The organism is Pseudarthrobacter woesei, assembly GCF_055412745.1.
On record NZ_JBVAYU010000001.1, the window covers coordinates 261214 to 276152 of the forward strand.

At 65.9% G+C, this 14939-nt stretch carries 14 protein-coding genes and 1 tRNA gene; 6 read left to right on the forward strand and 9 right to left on the reverse strand.

What is annotated here, in order from left to right:
* Nucleotides 1–85: 85 nt before the first annotated feature.
* Nucleotides 86–1213, reverse strand: a complete 1128-nt coding sequence (locus ACZYZE_RS01255; RefSeq protein ID WP_459320039.1) for an FUSC family protein — start codon at nucleotides 1211–1213, stop codon at nucleotides 86–88.
* 254 nt (nucleotides 1214–1467) lie between these two features.
* Between ACZYZE_RS01255 and pstS the strand changes: the two genes are divergently transcribed.
* From pstS to pstB, 4 genes are all read left to right on the forward strand, one after another.
* Complete coding sequence (gene pstS, locus ACZYZE_RS01260; protein WP_463905789.1) at nucleotides 1468–2586, forward strand: phosphate ABC transporter substrate-binding protein PstS; 1119 nt, start codon at nucleotides 1468–1470, stop codon at nucleotides 2584–2586.
* A 159-nt stretch (nucleotides 2587–2745) separates the two neighbouring features.
* The gene (gene pstC, locus ACZYZE_RS01265) at nucleotides 2746–3678 is read left to right on the forward strand and encodes a phosphate ABC transporter permease subunit PstC (protein ID WP_459320041.1); all 933 of its coding nucleotides are present in this window, start codon (nucleotides 2746–2748) and stop codon (nucleotides 3676–3678) included.
* On the forward strand, nucleotides 3679–4788 hold the full coding sequence (gene pstA / locus ACZYZE_RS01270; RefSeq protein WP_459320042.1) for a phosphate ABC transporter permease PstA: 1110 nt from the start codon (nucleotides 3679–3681) through the stop codon (nucleotides 4786–4788). It begins immediately after the preceding gene.
* Nucleotides 4789–4832: 44 nt separating this feature from the next.
* Nucleotides 4833–5612 carry a phosphate ABC transporter ATP-binding protein PstB gene (gene pstB, locus ACZYZE_RS01275; protein WP_459320043.1) on the forward strand — a complete coding sequence of 260 codons (780 nt, stop codon included), beginning with the start codon at nucleotides 4833–4835 and terminating at the stop codon, nucleotides 5610–5612.
* Between the two features lie 73 nt (nucleotides 5613–5685).
* Here the strand turns inward: pstB and ACZYZE_RS01280 are convergent, their stop codons facing one another.
* The 3 genes from ACZYZE_RS01280 to ACZYZE_RS01290 form a co-directional block, all read right to left on the reverse strand.
* Complete coding sequence (locus ACZYZE_RS01280) at nucleotides 5686–6702, reverse strand: inorganic phosphate transporter (RefSeq protein WP_459320044.1); 1017 nt, start codon at nucleotides 6700–6702, stop codon at nucleotides 5686–5688.
* Nucleotide 6703: 1 nt separating this feature from the next.
* Complete coding sequence (locus ACZYZE_RS01285) at nucleotides 6704–7321, reverse strand: DUF47 domain-containing protein (protein WP_463905793.1); 618 nt, start codon at nucleotides 7319–7321, stop codon at nucleotides 6704–6706.
* A gap of 338 nt (nucleotides 7322–7659) precedes the next feature.
* On the reverse strand, nucleotides 7660–8316 hold the full coding sequence (locus ACZYZE_RS01290) for a hypothetical protein (RefSeq protein ID WP_459320046.1): 657 nt from the start codon (nucleotides 8314–8316) through the stop codon (nucleotides 7660–7662).
* 207 nt (nucleotides 8317–8523) lie between these two features.
* Here ACZYZE_RS01290 and ACZYZE_RS01295 point away from each other — a divergent pair.
* A tRNA-Lys gene (locus ACZYZE_RS01295) sits at nucleotides 8524–8596 on the forward strand.
* A 474-nt stretch (nucleotides 8597–9070) separates the two neighbouring features.
* Here the strand turns inward: ACZYZE_RS01295 and ACZYZE_RS01300 are convergent.
* Nucleotides 9071–11479, reverse strand: coding sequence for an ATP-binding cassette domain-containing protein (locus tag ACZYZE_RS01300; protein WP_463905796.1), 2409 nt, complete (start codon nucleotides 11477–11479; stop codon nucleotides 9071–9073).
* Nucleotides 11476–11742, reverse strand: a complete 267-nt coding sequence (locus ACZYZE_RS01305; RefSeq protein ID WP_459317919.1) for a hypothetical protein — start codon at nucleotides 11740–11742, stop codon at nucleotides 11476–11478. The genes ACZYZE_RS01300 and ACZYZE_RS01305 overlap by 4 nt, the downstream gene beginning before the upstream one ends.
* Before the next feature lie 350 nt (nucleotides 11743–12092).
* On the opposite strand from ACZYZE_RS01305, the gene ACZYZE_RS01310 reads away from it, so the two are divergent.
* Entirely contained in the window at nucleotides 12093–12917 is an 825-nt protein-coding gene (locus ACZYZE_RS01310) for a putative protein N(5)-glutamine methyltransferase (RefSeq protein ID WP_463905799.1), read from the forward strand.
* Here ACZYZE_RS01310 and ACZYZE_RS01315 read toward each other — a convergent pair whose 3' ends face one another.
* The 3 genes from ACZYZE_RS01315 to ACZYZE_RS01325 all read right to left on the reverse strand — a co-directional run bounded on the left by ACZYZE_RS01315 (nucleotide 12918) and on the right by ACZYZE_RS01325 (nucleotide 14892).
* Nucleotides 12918–13346 carry a YtxH domain-containing protein gene (locus tag ACZYZE_RS01315; protein ID WP_463905802.1) on the reverse strand — a complete coding sequence of 143 codons (429 nt, stop codon included), beginning with the start codon at nucleotides 13344–13346 and terminating at the stop codon, nucleotides 12918–12920. It lies immediately after the preceding gene.
* A gap of 126 nt (nucleotides 13347–13472) precedes the next feature.
* Nucleotides 13473–13736 carry a GlsB/YeaQ/YmgE family stress response membrane protein gene (locus tag ACZYZE_RS01320; protein ID WP_463905804.1) on the reverse strand — a complete coding sequence of 88 codons (264 nt, stop codon included), beginning with the start codon at nucleotides 13734–13736 and terminating at the stop codon, nucleotides 13473–13475.
* Between the two features lie 184 nt (nucleotides 13737–13920).
* A complete protein-coding gene (locus tag ACZYZE_RS01325; RefSeq protein WP_463905806.1) occupies nucleotides 13921–14892 on the reverse strand; it encodes an aldo/keto reductase in 972 nt (323 codons plus the stop codon).
* Nucleotides 14893–14939: the final 47 nt, after the last annotated feature.

Genomic DNA, 14939 nt, shown 5'->3' on the forward strand with positions numbered 1-14939 from the left:
CCGTGAAATCCGCATCGCGGAAAGACAGCCGCGGAGAGGCAGCCGCGGAGAGGCAGCCGCGGAAAGGCTGGACGGGGAAAGACTGCTAAAGCGGGGGGAGGATGTCCCGGGCTTCGCCGGAGTCGACCCCGGCGGCCTCGAGCAGGTCCACCATCAGCGGGCGGAACAGCATAACCACCGTTTCGCCCTCCAGCCGTTGCACGTCCAGCAGCCGGGGATGCAGCCGGCCCGCGATCTCCCGCAGGTCCGCCCGGGCGGTCCGCAGATGGGCGCGGCGGGCGCCGTCGTGCACTTCCGCCAGGCCCAGGGACAACTCGTCAACGGCCTCGGCGGTCTCCCGCAGGACCTCGGCGATGTTCTGGGTGGCCTCGTCCGAGAGTGCCGCGTGATTAATGGCGCTGGTCAGGCGGCGGGCGAAGACGCGGCTGTTGCGCAGCGCGAGGTCGATGTAGTCCAGGGACTGCTCCATCTGGTCCAGCTCGTCCCGATGCCGGCGGTAGGCCGGGGCCAGGGTTGCGACCTCGCCGGAGGCGCGCAGCGACTGGCGCATCGCGTCGACAAGGGGCTGGCAGTTCCGGCCGCGGATGAGCGCATGCCAGGCCTGGGTGGAGTCGCTGTAGCTCAGTGCGGAGGCGCATTCCCGCAGCACTTCGGCGAGCTCGTGCAGGAGCTTCTTGACGTCGTGGCGGGGTTCCCGGCGCGGGTCCTTGGGAATCAGGATGGTCACCAGCAGCGCGAACACCCCGCCCACGACAGCGTCGATGCTGCGGGTGAACGGGCCGCCGTCGGGCGCCGGCAGAAGCACCACAAGCAGGGACTGCAGCCCCAGCTGGGTGGTGAAAATAGTCCCGCTGTCCAGGAACCGTGCGAGCAGGATCGAGAACAGCAGCACGACGGCGGCCTGCCAGATCCCGGCGCCCAGCCAGTGCAGGAGCAGGTCGCCCACGACGATGCCGATGGTGCAGCCCAAGCCCACCTCCACCACCCGGCGCAGCCTGGGATCACGCGAGAAGCCGAGGGCAATCAGTGATGAAGTGGCGGCGAAAAGCGGGCCGCTGTGGCCCAGGACGTACTCGGCGAAGGCGTAGGCCCCCACGGCGCAGGCGGTCATCTGGACGGCCGGCAGGAGCGAATTGCGGCTCCTGACAAAGCCGGTGCGGACCCGGCCGCGCAGGAATCGTGCGCTTGCGGAGAGTCCATTAGCGGAGGCCATGCCCACCAGTCTATTTGCAGGCGCGGCCGCCGGTGACCGCGTTAAAACCCCTACGGCTGTGACCCAGCTAGCGCAATGGTGGCCCGGCAGATGTAAGCCAATGTCCCGGTGTCGTTAACCCCTCGTTCACCTTGCACCGCAATTCTCTTCATCTGCGGCACATAACTTCAATAAAGGTACAAACCGTACGCATCCGCTGCTGTGGCCTTCTCCGGCCCGGCACGCACAGAAAATCCCTGGAAGGGGTACATCTAGTGAAGGCACTCCGTTTCGGCCGCAACGCGGCAATCGCTGTCATCGCAGCCGGCGCTCTCGCGCTTACCGCCTGTGGTTCTGACAATGCAACGGGCACCGCCCCCGCCAGCACCACCGCCTCGGGTCCGAAGGTGACCGGCACGCTGACCGGCATCGGTTCCTCCGCGCAGGGTGCGGCCATGGATGTCTGGAAGACCAACTTCGCCTCGGCAAACCAGGGCGCCAGCGTGCAGTATTCCCCGGACGGCTCCGGCGCCGGCCGCAAGGCCCTCCTGGACGGCTCCGCCCAGTTCGGCGGCTCCGACGCTTACCTCAAGGACGACGAGTACGCCACCGCCAAGACCCAGTGCGGCCCCGAGGGCGCCCTGAACATCCCGGTTTACATTTCCCCGATCGCCGTGGCCTTCAACCTGCCCGACATCAAGGAACTGAAGCTCGACGCCGCCACTGTCGCCAAGATCTTCCGCGGCGAGATCGCCAAGTGGAACGACCCGGCCATCGCCGCCCTGAACCCGGACGCGAAGCTCCCGGACCTCAAGGTCACCCCGGTGAACCGCTCGGACGATTCCGGCACCACCTCCAACTTCACCGATTACCTGGCCGCCGCCGCTCCCGAGGCCTGGACCGACAAGGCCGCCGGCATCTGGCCCGCCACCCTGAAGGGCGAGAACGCCAAGGGCACCTCCGGTGTGGTCAAGACCGTCACCGACACCCCGGGCGCCGTGACCTACGCCGATGACTCCGCCGTGAGCGGCAAGCTCGGCATCGCGCAGATCAAGGTTGGCTCGGCCTTCACCAAAATCACCGCCGAGGCGGCCGCCAAGGCGGTCGACGCCGGCAAGCCCGTCGAGGGCCGCAACGCCAACGACCTCTCCATCAAGCTGGACCGCAAGACCACCATCGAGGGCGCCTACCCGATCGTGCTCGTCTCCTTCCACGTCGTCTGCAGCAGCTACGCCGATCAGAAGACCGTGGACCTCGTGAAAAGCTTCGAGAAGTACGTTGTCTCCGAAGCCGGCCAGAAGGCAGCCGCTGACGCCGCCAAGTCCGCCCCGCTGTCCAAGACCCTGGCCGACAAGGCCCTGAAGTCGATCGAATCCATCAAGGTCAAGTCCTAGGGTTCCCGCGCGCCAACAGGCATAGTGGAAACACCAGCCTGATCCAGGTTCCCTGCTCCGAAATGGCTGTCATAGACGGCCGCCCCGGGGCAGGGAACCGCCGCGTTTGTTCTGTAGTTGCCAGAAGTACCAGTTGATACGAAGCTGAAGGACCGTGAAGTGACCACCACCTCCCTGACCTCGTCCCGGGGCGCAGGCCGCGCCGGGGACAAAGTCTTTTCCGCAGCCACCTTGGCCGCAGGGTGCCTGATCCTGGCCGTGCTCTTCGGCGTGGCCCTCTTCCTCGTGGTCCAGGCAATCCCCGCCCTCACGGCCTCCCCGGACAAGATCAAGGGCGGCGAAGGCTTCCTCACCTACATCTGGCCGATCGTGATCGGCACCATGATCGCGGCCGCCATCGCAATCGTGATCGCCACTCCGGTGGCTATCGGCGTCGCGCTGTTCATCTCGCACTACGCCCCGCGGCAGCTCTCCTCAGGACTCGGCTACGTGATCGATCTCCTGGCCGCCATCCCCTCGGTGGTTTACGGAGCCTGGGGCGCGGCGTTCCTGGCCAAGGAAATCTCGCCGGCTTACAACTGGCTGGCCAGCAACATGGGCTGGCTGCCTATCTTCCAGGGGCCGGCCTCCGCCACCGGCAAGACGATCCTGACCGCGGGAATCGTCCTGGCCGTGATGGTCCTGCCCATCATCACCTCCCTGACCCGCGAGATCTTCCTGCAGACCCCCAAGCTGCATGAAGAAGCGGCGCTGGCACTCGGTGCCACGCGCTGGGAAATGATCCGGATGGCCGTCCTTCCGTTTGGCCGTCCCGGCATCATTAGTGCCGTGATGCTTGGCCTGGGCCGCGCGCTCGGCGAGACCATGGCCGTTGCGCTGGTGTTGTCCTCCGGCGCCCTCACCGCCAGCCTGATCCAGACCGGCAACCAGACCATCGCCGCCGAGATTGCGCTGAACTTCCCGGAGGCCAGCGGGCTGCAGGTCAGCACCCTGATCGCGGCGGGCCTGGTCCTGTTCGTCATCACCCTCGGCGTGAACATGATCGCCCGGTGGATTATCAGCCGGCACAAAGAATTCTCGGGAGCCAACTAAATGACCTCCACCCTCACCCCCGTCCAGAAGCGTTCGGCGCTCACCAAGGGGCAGCTGCCCACGTGGGCCCCGTACTTTGTCCTGGGCACGGCCCTGATCCTAGGCGCCGCGGTCCTGGCCCTGATCGGCTTCAACGCCTTCGGCTGGGGCATCGTCTCGGCCATCCTCTTTGCCGTCGGACTCGTCGGCTGGAGTGCCATCGTGGAAGGCTCCCGGCGGGCCAAGGACAAGCTGGTCAGCTGCCTCGTCGTCGGCGCGTTCATGATCGCGCTGCTGCCGCTGATTTCCGTGATCTGGACGGTCCTGGTCAACGGCCTTCCCGGGCTTTCGGACCCGGGCTTCCTCACGACATCCATGAACGGCGTGACCGGCGCCTTCGACAACAAGAGCGTGGAGGAAGGCGCCCCCGTGGTCGGCGGTATCTTCCACGCCCTGATCGGCACCCTGCTGATCACCGCGGTCGCGACCGTCATCTCGGTGCCCGTGGGCCTGCTGGCCGCCATCTACCTCGTGGAGTATGGCAACGACCGCCCGCTGGCCCGGGCCATCACCTTTTTCGTGGACGTCATGACCGGCATCCCCTCGATCGTGGCCGGCCTGTTCGCGGCAGCCTTCTTCTTCGCCGTCGTGGGGCCGGGCACTAAAACCGGTGCCGTCGCCGCCGTCGGCCTGTCCGTGCTGATGATTCCCGTGGTGGTCCGCTCCAGCGAGGAAATGCTCAAGATCGTCCCCAACGAACTCCGCGAGGCAGCCTACGCCCTCGGGGTCCGCAAATGGCGGACCATCCTGAAGGTGGTTATCCCGACGGCGATCTCCGGTATCGCCTCGGGCGTCACCCTGGCGATTGCCCGCGTGATCGGCGAAACTGCCCCGATCCTGGTCACGGCAGGCTTCGCCACCTCGATCAACACCAACGTGTTCTCCGGCTGGATGGCCTCGTTGCCCACGTTTATCTACACGCAGATCCTCAACCCGACCTCGCCGTCCAACCCGGATCCGTCGTCCCAGCGTGCCTGGGGTGCGGCCCTGGTCCTCATCATCCTGGTGATGCTGCTCAACCTCGGTGCCCGCCTGGTTGCCCGCATGTTCGCCCCCAAGACCGGCCGCTAGCCTGAGCCAGCGCCCCTACAACGTCCAGCAAGTGAAGGAACAGCATGTCTAAGCGCATCGACGTCAAGGACCTGAACGTCTACTACAGCAAATTCCTGGCCGTCGAAGACGTCACCATTAACATTGACGCCAAGTCCGTCACCGCCTTCATCGGCCCTTCCGGCTGCGGCAAGTCCACGTTCCTGCGGACCCTGAACCGCATGCACGAGGTCATTCCCGGCGCCCGGGTCGAAGGCGAGGTGCTCCTCGACGGCGACAACCTCTACGGGCCAGGCGTGGATCCGGTGACCGTCCGCTCGCAGATCGGCATGGTGTTCCAGCGGCCCAACCCCTTCCCCACCATGTCCATCCGGGACAACGTGCTGGCCGGTGTGAAGCTCAACAGCCAGAAGATGTCCAAGGGTGAGGCAGATGCCCTCGTGGAGCGCTCGCTGCTGGCAGCCAACCTGTGGAACGAGGTCAAGGACCGCCTCGCGAAGCCGGGCTCGGGCCTGTCCGGCGGCCAGCAGCAGCGCCTCTGCATTGCCCGTGCCATCGCCGTGGAACCCCAGGTGATCCTGATGGACGAGCCCTGCTCGGCACTGGACCCGATTTCCACCCTGGCCATTGAGGACCTCATCAACGAGCTCAAGGACCAGTACACCGTGGTGATCGTGACCCACAATATGCAGCAGGCCGCTCGCGTTTCGGAGAAGACCGCGTTCTTCAACATCGCCGGAACAGGCAAGCCGGGCAAGCTGATCGAATACGGTGACACCCACACCATCTTCAGCAACCCCTCCGTGAAGGCTACCGAGGACTACGTTTCCGGCCGCTTCGGATAAGCCGGTTCTCCCATAGGTTGCTCCGTATCCGCCGTTATGAGCCCTCACGGGCACTTCTGGAGCAAGCGATCGTCTAAAGCCTGGCCAGCGGGGACAGCGAGAGCTCCAGCACGAATGCCACGGCCGCGGTGACGATCGGGGTGAGCACCCAGAAGCACAGGATCCGAATCACGAACCGCCGGTTGGTGGTCGGGAATCCCTGGTTTGATCCGGCACCCAGGACGGCCGCGGTGACCGTGTGGGTGGTCGAAATTGGCCAGTGCAGGCCGACTGCGCCCACCAGCAGGATCATAGAGCTGTACAACTGGGCGACGGAGCCGCGCAAGGGGTCTACGCGAATCAGCCTGTAACCGATCGTGTAGGAAATCCGCCAGCCCCCCGCCAGCGTTCCGGCCGTCAGCATGCCTGCGGTGAGCAGAACCACCCACAGGGGCAAGGAACCGCCGTCGGACAGCCCGGCAGCCAGCATCGCAAGTATCAGTACGGCGGCGGTGCGCTGCCCGTCCTGCAGGCCGTGGGCGAAGGCGACGGCCCCGGCGGCTACGGACTGGGCCCGCCTCGAGCGGCTGTTGACGACGCTCGGCGGCGTGTACCTCGCGGCCCACGTGACCGGCCAGACCAGCAAATAGGCGCCGGCGAAGGCAATGACCGGTGAGATCAGCATTGGGAGTACCACCTGGAACAACAGCGAGGTGTCCACCCCGCCCACGGCGTTTCCGCCAACTGCGACGCTCGCCACGCCGGCTCCGGCCAGGCCGCCGACCAGGGCATGGGTAGAGGACGAGGGGATACCCCGCCACCAGGTGTAGATGCCCCACAGCACGGCACTTACGAGCCCCGCCACCAGGATGGTCAGCCCGTTCTGTCCCGGCGGCAGGCGGACCCAGGTCCGGCTGACCTGCAAGGCCAGGGCGGCGCTCAGCCCGGCCCCGATGAAGTTGAATACTCCGGCCAGCAGCACCGCGACGGTGGGGGTCAGTGCGCGGTTCCGCACCGCCAGCGCCACCGAGGTTGAGGCGTCCCTGAAGCCGTTCAGGAAGGCGAAGGACCCGGCGCAGACCATCACCAGGGCAAAGAAAAAGGTAGTCACGTCAGGATTCCTTGACGATGATGCTGCCCACCTGGGTTGCGATCCGGCGCATGTCCTTGGTGACTTCCACCAGCTGGTTTGCGATGTCGCGGTTGCGCGCGTATTGGGCCGACTTCATCTCGGTGAGCATGTCCGCCACCCAGACCCGGTGGGTCCGCTCCGCGCGCTTGGCCAGGCGGAGAACCTCGATCCAGTAGTCCTCGAGATCGTCCAGGTTGTTGAGCTTCCGCATGGCGTCGACGGTGAGCTCAGCCTGCCGGCTGATGATCTCGAGTTGGTCCGCGGCGCGCTTGGGCAGCCGGTCCAGCCTGTAGAGCGAGACCAGCTCGGCGGCGGCATCGAGTTTCTCCATCGCCTCGTTGAGGTACCGCGACAGGGCGTACATGTCCTCACGGGGGAGCGGACTTACGAAGGTGCTCCGCATATGGGTCAGCAGGGCGAAGTGCAGTTCCGCGGATTTGGCCTCGTGGTTGTGCATGTCCTCCACGAGCCGTGCATGCTCGCTCACAGGGGCACCCAGGATTTCCGAAAGGGTGGCCGTGGCGAGAACGATCTGGCGCGCCAGCTGGGAAAGAAGGTTCAGCCCGGCGGACTCCTGGGGGAAAAGGCGCAGCTTCACGTGGGGTTACCGGTCTTCGGGAGAGGCGTACTCGGGTGGGCTCGGCCGGCCGTATGACTTGACGATGACCCGCGCATAAGGATTACTTTACCGTCAGGCCTGAGAGTGCCGGGAAAGCGGTCCGGCGGCGCCCGGCAATGTGACGGCGTAGAGCTGAAACCGGCTCAAAGAGGGCACAAAAATGGTGCCGAACCGGAGACGCCTCTCGGCGGTAGGCCGCTCTAGGCGGCTAGATGTTGAAGCCCGGGGGTTTCGCGGTTCGGCACCGCTTTTAGTTTTCTACGACAGTTGGGACAAGTCAAGATTGACAGTCCGGGGCGGGCATGCGTACCGGGGACTCAGTCCAGTTCGCCCAGGCGCCACGCGTTGGCTGCGTGTTCGAGGTCCTCGGCCGTCTTCACCAGGAGATGCGAATTGCGGGTGAGCTTGCTCGCATGGGTTTCGTTGCTGTGCTCGGCACCGTCGGCGAGAGTCGCCTGGCCAAGCGCCACCACGCGGCAGAACGCGGCGGAACGTTCCAGCGCGACGTCGAACTCGCCGTCGAACGCTCCGGAGAGGATGGCATCCGCCATCGACTTCATCTCGTCCGCGCCCGGCGGCTCGGCCGCACCGGCAACCACGTGGGAAACCTGAGCCGTGTCCTTGCCCGCCTTGAAGTAGACCGAAATGCGTTCGGGATCCTGGATAGTGGCGGCCCGCAGGGCGTAGAGGCGCCACAAAGCGCCCGGCAGGGACCGCGCCGGGCTTTCCGCCCACATCTCGGCGATGGCCTCCAGACCCTGCTCGTCGGCCAGTTTCACGAGCCGTTTGGTGACCGTGGGATCGTCGCTGTCACGGCCGCGGCGCACGAGGGCCTGGGCGGCAAGGTGGGCGGCCTCGGAGATGCGGGCAGGGTCCGCTCCGCCCGCGAAGGGCTCAAAGTCGATCGGCGCGAAGGCCTTCGGCTTGTGATGCCGGTGCGGTCCGGGAGTGCTGGATCCTGCTTGCTCGCTCATGCCCCCACGCTACTCCAGTGCTGCCGGGGAATCGAGCATGCGGCCCGGAGGGCAGCGCCGGTCAGCGGCGGCGCACGACGGCGGCGTCCCCGCCGTCGTGCGCCACGCCGGGCCCGGTCTGGGGTACAGTAATTAACGTCCAGAAATGGACTGGGCTGATCGGCACTTGAGCAGCGGAGTTATCCGCCGTTTTGGGGCGTTCAGCTGGGGCCTTTAGCTCAGTTGGTAGAGCATCGGACTTTTAATCCGTGGGTCGTGGGTTCGATCCCCACAGGGCCCACCCACTGTGCAGGCCGGAGGCATATTGCCTCCGGCCTGCTTTCCTTTTAAGGCCCCTAACCAAGGGAAACCCAACTAATTCGATTGAAGTGTGATCTAGACCACGGCACGCCCTGTGGATAAGCCATGCATATTTCTTTGCACATCCTCAAAACATGTAAAAGAGCTGGCTTTTTCTTTCCATGTCGTCCTGGGATCCAAAAAAGCCGCACAACGATCAACTTCCGCTACCGCCCAAGGGCGAGGTGGAAACTGTTGCAGTCCTGAAGCCTGCCATCGAGGCGAGGGCGGTCCGGTACGTCGGCTTCAGCTGACGTGAAGGCCCCGGCCCGCTGCCCGGGGACCCGGCGACATACCTTCGCGTCGCGTTTGGAAATGTCCAAACCGGCTGCCCGTTCGTGCACGATATCCATGACGATTCCTCCTGCCACCATGACCTGGTCATGGTGGCATCTGCAACTGGGAGGGCAGGGAATCAATTCAGGACAGTACCCGACGCGCCGACGTAGGCCGCGAGGTGCTCGCCGGTGAGGGTGGAACGGGCGGCGACGAGGTCCGCGGGTGTGCCCTCGAAGACGAGGCTGCCGCCGTCGTGGCCTGCCCCGGGGCCGAGGTCGATGATCCAGTCGGCGTGCGCCATGACGGCCTGGTGGTGCTCGATGACGATCACCGATTTGCCGGACTCCACAAGGCGGTCGAGGAGGCCCAGCAGGTTCTTGACGTCGGCGAGATGAAGGCCGGTTGTGGGCTCGTCGAGGACATAGACGTCACCCTTCTCGGCCATCTGGGTGGCCAGCTTGACGCGCTGCCGCTCGCCGCCGGACAGTGTGGTGAGCGGCTGGCCGAGGGTGAGGTAGCCGAGCCCGACGTCCACGAGCCGGTCGAGGATCTTGTGGGCCGCCGGCGTACGGGCCTCCCCTTCGCCAAAGAACGCCTCGGCCTCGGTCATTGACAGTGCCAGCACTTCGGCGATGTTGCGGCCGCCCAGCTTGTATTCCAGGACTGACGCCTGGAACCTCCTGCCCTCGCAGTCCTCGCAGGTGGACTCGACAGTTGCCATCACGCCCAGTTCGGTGAAGATGACGCCCGCGCCGTTGCAGGTGGGGCAGGCGCCTTCGGAGTTGGAGCTGAACAGGGCCGGCTTCACGCCGTTGGCCTTCGCGAACGCCTTGCGGATCGGCTCCAGCAGGCCCGTGTACGTCGCCGGGTTGCTGCGCCGCGACCCCTTGATGGCACCCTGGTCGACCACCACAACACCGTCGCGGCCGGCCACCGAGCCGTCGATCAGCGAGCTCTTGCCTGAACCAGCGACACCCGTGACCACGCACAGCACGCCAAGCGGAACGTCGACGTCGACGTCCTTGAGGTTGTGCGTCGAGGCACCGCGCACCTCGAGCGTACCGGCCGGCGTACGCACCGATTCCTTAACCGTGGCCCGGTCGTCGAGGTGGCGGCCGGTGATGGTGTCACTTTGCCGCAGCCCCTCCACGCTTCCCTCGAAGCAGACGCTGCCGCCCTCGGTGCCTGCGCCGGGGCCAAGGTCAACGACGTGATCGGCGATGGCGATGGTCTCCGGCTTGTGCTCGACGACGAGCACCGTGTTGCCCTTGTCGCGCAGCTGCAGCAGCAGCTGGTTCATCCGCTCGATGTCATGCGGATGCAGGCCGATCGTCGGCTCGTCAAAGACGTAGGTGATGTCCGTCAGGGACGAGCCCAGGTGCCGGATCATCTTGGTACGCTGGGCCTCGCCCCCGGAGAGCGTGCCCGCCGGCCGGTCCAGCGAGAGGTAACCCAGCCCGATCTCGGCGAACGAGTCGAGCAGATGCTGCAGGCCTTTGAGGAGCGGCGCGACCGACGGCTCGTTGAGCTCGCGGACCCACGCGGCCAGGTCGCTGATCTGCAGCTCGCAGAGGTCGGCGATGTTCCGGCCCTGGATCTTCGAGGACCTGGCCTCCGGGCTGAGCCGTGTGCCGTCGCAGTCGGGGCAGGCCTGGAACGTGATGGCGCGCTCCACGAAGGCCCGGATGTGGGGCTGCATCGCGTCGACATCCTTGGAGAGTATCGATTTCTGGATCTTCGGGATCAGGCCCTCGTAGGTGAGATTGATGCCCTCGACCTTGATCTTGGTCGGTTCCTTGTAGAGCAGGTCGTGCATTTCCTTTTTGGTGAACTTCACGATCGGCTTGTCCATGTCGAAGCCGGCGCCGCTGAAGATGCGGCCGTACCAGCCGTCCATGCTGTAGCCGGGGATCGTCAGGGCACCCGCGCCGAGCGACTTGGAGTCGTCGTAGAGCGCAGTGAGGTCGAAGTCGGAGACCGAGCCCATGCCCTCGCAACGCGGACACATACCGCCCAGGTAGACGGCGTTTTGGACGACGCTCTTCTCGACCCTGCCGCCCTTCTCGGTGCTCATAACCCCGCTCGCCTTCCGCGTCGGGACGTTGAAGGAGAACGCCGTGGGCGGTCCCACGTGCGGCGACCCCAGCCGGCTGAAGAGGATCCGGAGCATGGCATTGGCGTCGGTGGCAGTGCCCACCGTGGAGCGGGGGTTCGCGCCCATCCGCTCCTGGTCGACGATGATCGCCGTCGTCAGTCCGTCCAGAACGTCGACGTCGGGCCGCGCCAGGTTGGGCATAAAACCCTGCACAAAGGCGCTGTAGGTTTCATTGATCATCCGCTGCGACTCAGCGGCGATGGTGGCGAAGACGAGCGAGCTCTTGCCCGAGCCGGAGACGCCGGTGAACACCGTCAGGCGGCGCTTCGGGATCTCGATGCTGATGTCCTTGAGGTTGTTCTCGCGCGCGCCCTGCACACGGATCAGATCGTGGCTGTCGGCTATGTGCAGCTCCGGCGACTGCGTGTCCGTACTCGTGGCCATGGTCATCGTGTCTCCATCTGTTGGGCTGGGCCGTCTTCGCGGTCCCCGTCGGCGTCTCCTGGCTCGATCTGACCGGCGTCGAGCAGTACGTCTGATTGTCCTTCGTCGGCGCGGCCGCGGCAACGGCCGCTGGCTTTCTGATCGGCGGTGTCGGCCGGGGCGGCGGTGGCGGCGTTGATCCGGTCGGCAATCCGAACGCCCTCTTCGGCGTCGACGCCGTCGAGCAGCAGCCCGGGACATGTCCCTCCGCCCGCACCACGGCGGGACATGTCCGGCTCCCGCTGCAAGGGCTGGACATAGTCCCGCTATGCCCGGTCCTTGAGATGAAGAATGAGCATGTCCTGCGGCAGTTCATGTCCCTCCGCCCGCACCACGGCGGGGCATGTCCGGCTCCCGCTGCAAGGGCTGGACATAGTCCCGCTATGCCCGGTCCTTGAGATGAAGAATGAGCATGTCCCGCGGCGTGGGTGTCACGGGTGGGTATATCAGTGCTGTCCGTGAACGCTAAATCAGGTCCTGCGCAGGAGCGGAGGTCGCAAATTCGGTCGCCACGGCGCCATCCTGCCACTTCGGTAGCATGGGGATCTCCAGGACCAAGGGCGGAAGGGGGCTCGTTCCCGTGCGGACTTTCCCAGCGCCCCCGGCTCCTGTCATCGCCAGGCTCCGGGCGGCGGGCTGCGTCTTTGCCGAAGAAGAGGCCCAGCTGTTGGCCGCTGCCGCGGACACGCCGGAGCAACTCGACGCCCTCGTGGCCCGGAGGGTTTCCGGGCTTCCGCTCGAACACATCCTGGGCTGGGCGGAATTCTGCGGGCTGCGGATCGCGGTCGACGCCGGCGTCTTCGTGCCGCGCCGCCGCTCGGAGTTCCTGGTCCGCCAGGCCGTGCTGCTCCTGCAGACGTCCGAGCTGGCGTCCGACGGCGGTCCTGCGCCCATCATCGTCGATCTATGCTGCGGTTCCGGTGCGGTGGGCGCGGCGCTCGCGGCGCTCGTGGGTCCCGTGGAGCTGCATGCCTCCGACGTCGACCCGGCCGCGGTCAGCTGCGCCCGCCGGAATATCCTTCCGCTGGGCGGTGAGGTTCATGAGGGGGATCTGTATGATGCGCTGCCGGTGCGGCTGCGCGGACGGATCGATGTGTTGGCCGTGAATGCGCCGTACGTGCCGTCGGCGGGGATCGGGACCATGCCGACGGAAGCCCGCCTGCACGAGCCTCGGATTTCCCTCGACGGCGGCGCGGACGGGCTGGACGTGCAGCGGCGGGTGGCCGCCGCGGCGCCGCAATGGCTGGCGCCGGGCGGCCACCTGCTGATTGAGACGAGCCGGCGGCAGGCGCCGCAGACCGTCGAGCTGTTCACCCGAAACGGTCTTACGGCCCGGGTGGCCCGCTCCGAAGAGCTGGACGCCACAGTAGTAGTCGGAACAGCGGTCGTTGGTGCCCTGGTGTAGCTAGGACACCTTGTCCGGGGCGACGCTGGTTCCGGCTCCGGCCGGGGCGGCGGAGGTGCCGAGATTGACCGTCCCGGGGTGGGTGCTGTGGGCGGGGATGCCGCCCGTGGCGGTACCGGAGCGGCCGGCGGCGTCGGCAGCGGCGTCGTCTGCCGCTGCGTGGCCCGCTGTCCCGTTGGGGGCGTCCCCGCGAGTCCGGGCTCCGATGACGGTGCCGGCGCGGCGGGCGGCCTCGGCGAGCTGTTCCGAGACTTCGGGGGCCTTTTCCTTGACCGCCTCCGCCGCCGCTGTCACCTTGTCCTGGACCGGTTTGCTTTTCCACAGGGCCGCAGCACGGGACTTGAGTTTCTCGTAGGCGGCACGTCCGGACCGTGATCCAAGGACATAGCCTGCGGCCATTCCGGTTCCGAAAAGAAGTTTGGCTTTCATGCTGTACTCCTGCTCATTGGTGGTGCGTGTCTTTGAGGGTGCCGGGTGAAAACGTGGATGGGGTCGTGTGCCAAAAAACCGGCCTCGGGAAAGAATCCCGGGGCCGGTTTTCGGTCACACCCAGCTTTAGCGGACTGAGCGCTTGGTGATCATGCCGTAGACCAGCAGGACGATGATCGCACCGCCGATGGCGAGCAGCCAGGTCGACAGCGAGAAGAACTCGTTGATACCCGTGTTGAAGAGCAAACCGCCAATCCAGCCACCCAAGAAGGCGCCGACGACGCCGAGCAGCAGCGTGATGAAGATGCCACCGCCCTGCTTGCCGGGGAGGATTGCCTTAGCGATTGCTCCGGCGATAAGGCCCAGAATCAGAAATGCGATAAAACCCATTTTGTCGTTCCTTCTTCTTCATTGAGGAGACACCCGGGTTGCCGGGTGCGCTTCATCCTTCTGCCCTAATACTAATCATGCTTAGTATTAAAGTGCCACTCAGGACAGGAGAAAATCCCCGGGTTCCTTACGACGATGGGACATTTCGACCCGGAAATTCACGAGGGTCCCGACATCGGGAGCTTCACCAGGCGTAGTCTTCCGGTGCGGTCCGGTGCCCCGGGAAGATTTCGTCGAGGCGTGTGAGCGCCTCGGCGTCCAGGGTCACGTCGAGGGCCCGGATGGCGGCGTCGAGTTGTTGCTGGGTGCGCGGACCCACGATCGGCGCGGTCACGGCGGGCTGGTGCAAGAGCCACGCCAGCGCCACGTCCCCGGGTTCGTGCCCCAGTTCTTCGGCGAAGTCCTCGTACTGCCGAATCTGATCACCGTGGGTCTTGAGGGTTTCGAGGGCGCGGCCCTCCGCGCGGCGGACGCCTTCGCGCTCTTTCTTCAGCACCCCGCCGAGCAGGCCGCCGTGCAGGGGCGACCAGGGGAGGAGCCCCAGTCCGTATTGCTGCGTCGCCGGGATGACTTCCAGCTCCACACTGCGGGTCAACAGGTTGTAGATGGACTGCTCGCTGACGAGCCCGTTCGTGTGGCGGCCCGCGGCGGTCTCCTGTGCCCGGGCGATGTGCCAGCCGGCGAAGTTGCTGCTGCCCGAATACAGGATCTTGCCCTGCTGGACGGCGACGTCGATTGCCTGCCAGATCTCCTCCCACGGGGTGTTCCGGTCCACGTGGTGGAACTGGTAGAGATCGATGTAGTCCGTCTGCAGCCGCTTCAGGCTCGCGTCGAGGGCCCGCCGGATGTTCAGCGCGGAGAGCCTGGACTCGTTGGGCCGTTCCGTCATGGTGCCGTACAGCTTGGTGGCGATCACCGTGCGCTCCCGCCGCTCGCCGCCCTTGGCAAACCAGCGGCCCAGGATTTCCTCGGTCCAGCCGCGGTGGCCACTTCCGCCGTAGACGTTGGCGGTGTCGAAGAAGTTGATGCCGGACTCCAGGGCAGCATCCATGATCGAGTGGGCGGCCGCCTCGTCGGTCTGGGGGCCGAAGTTCATTGTTCCCAAGCAGAGGCGGGAGACTTTCAGGCCGGAGCGGCCCAGCTGGGTGTACTTCATGCCGGTGGTCCTTTACTTCTCGGTGGGGCGGTCCGGGGGCGGGGCTG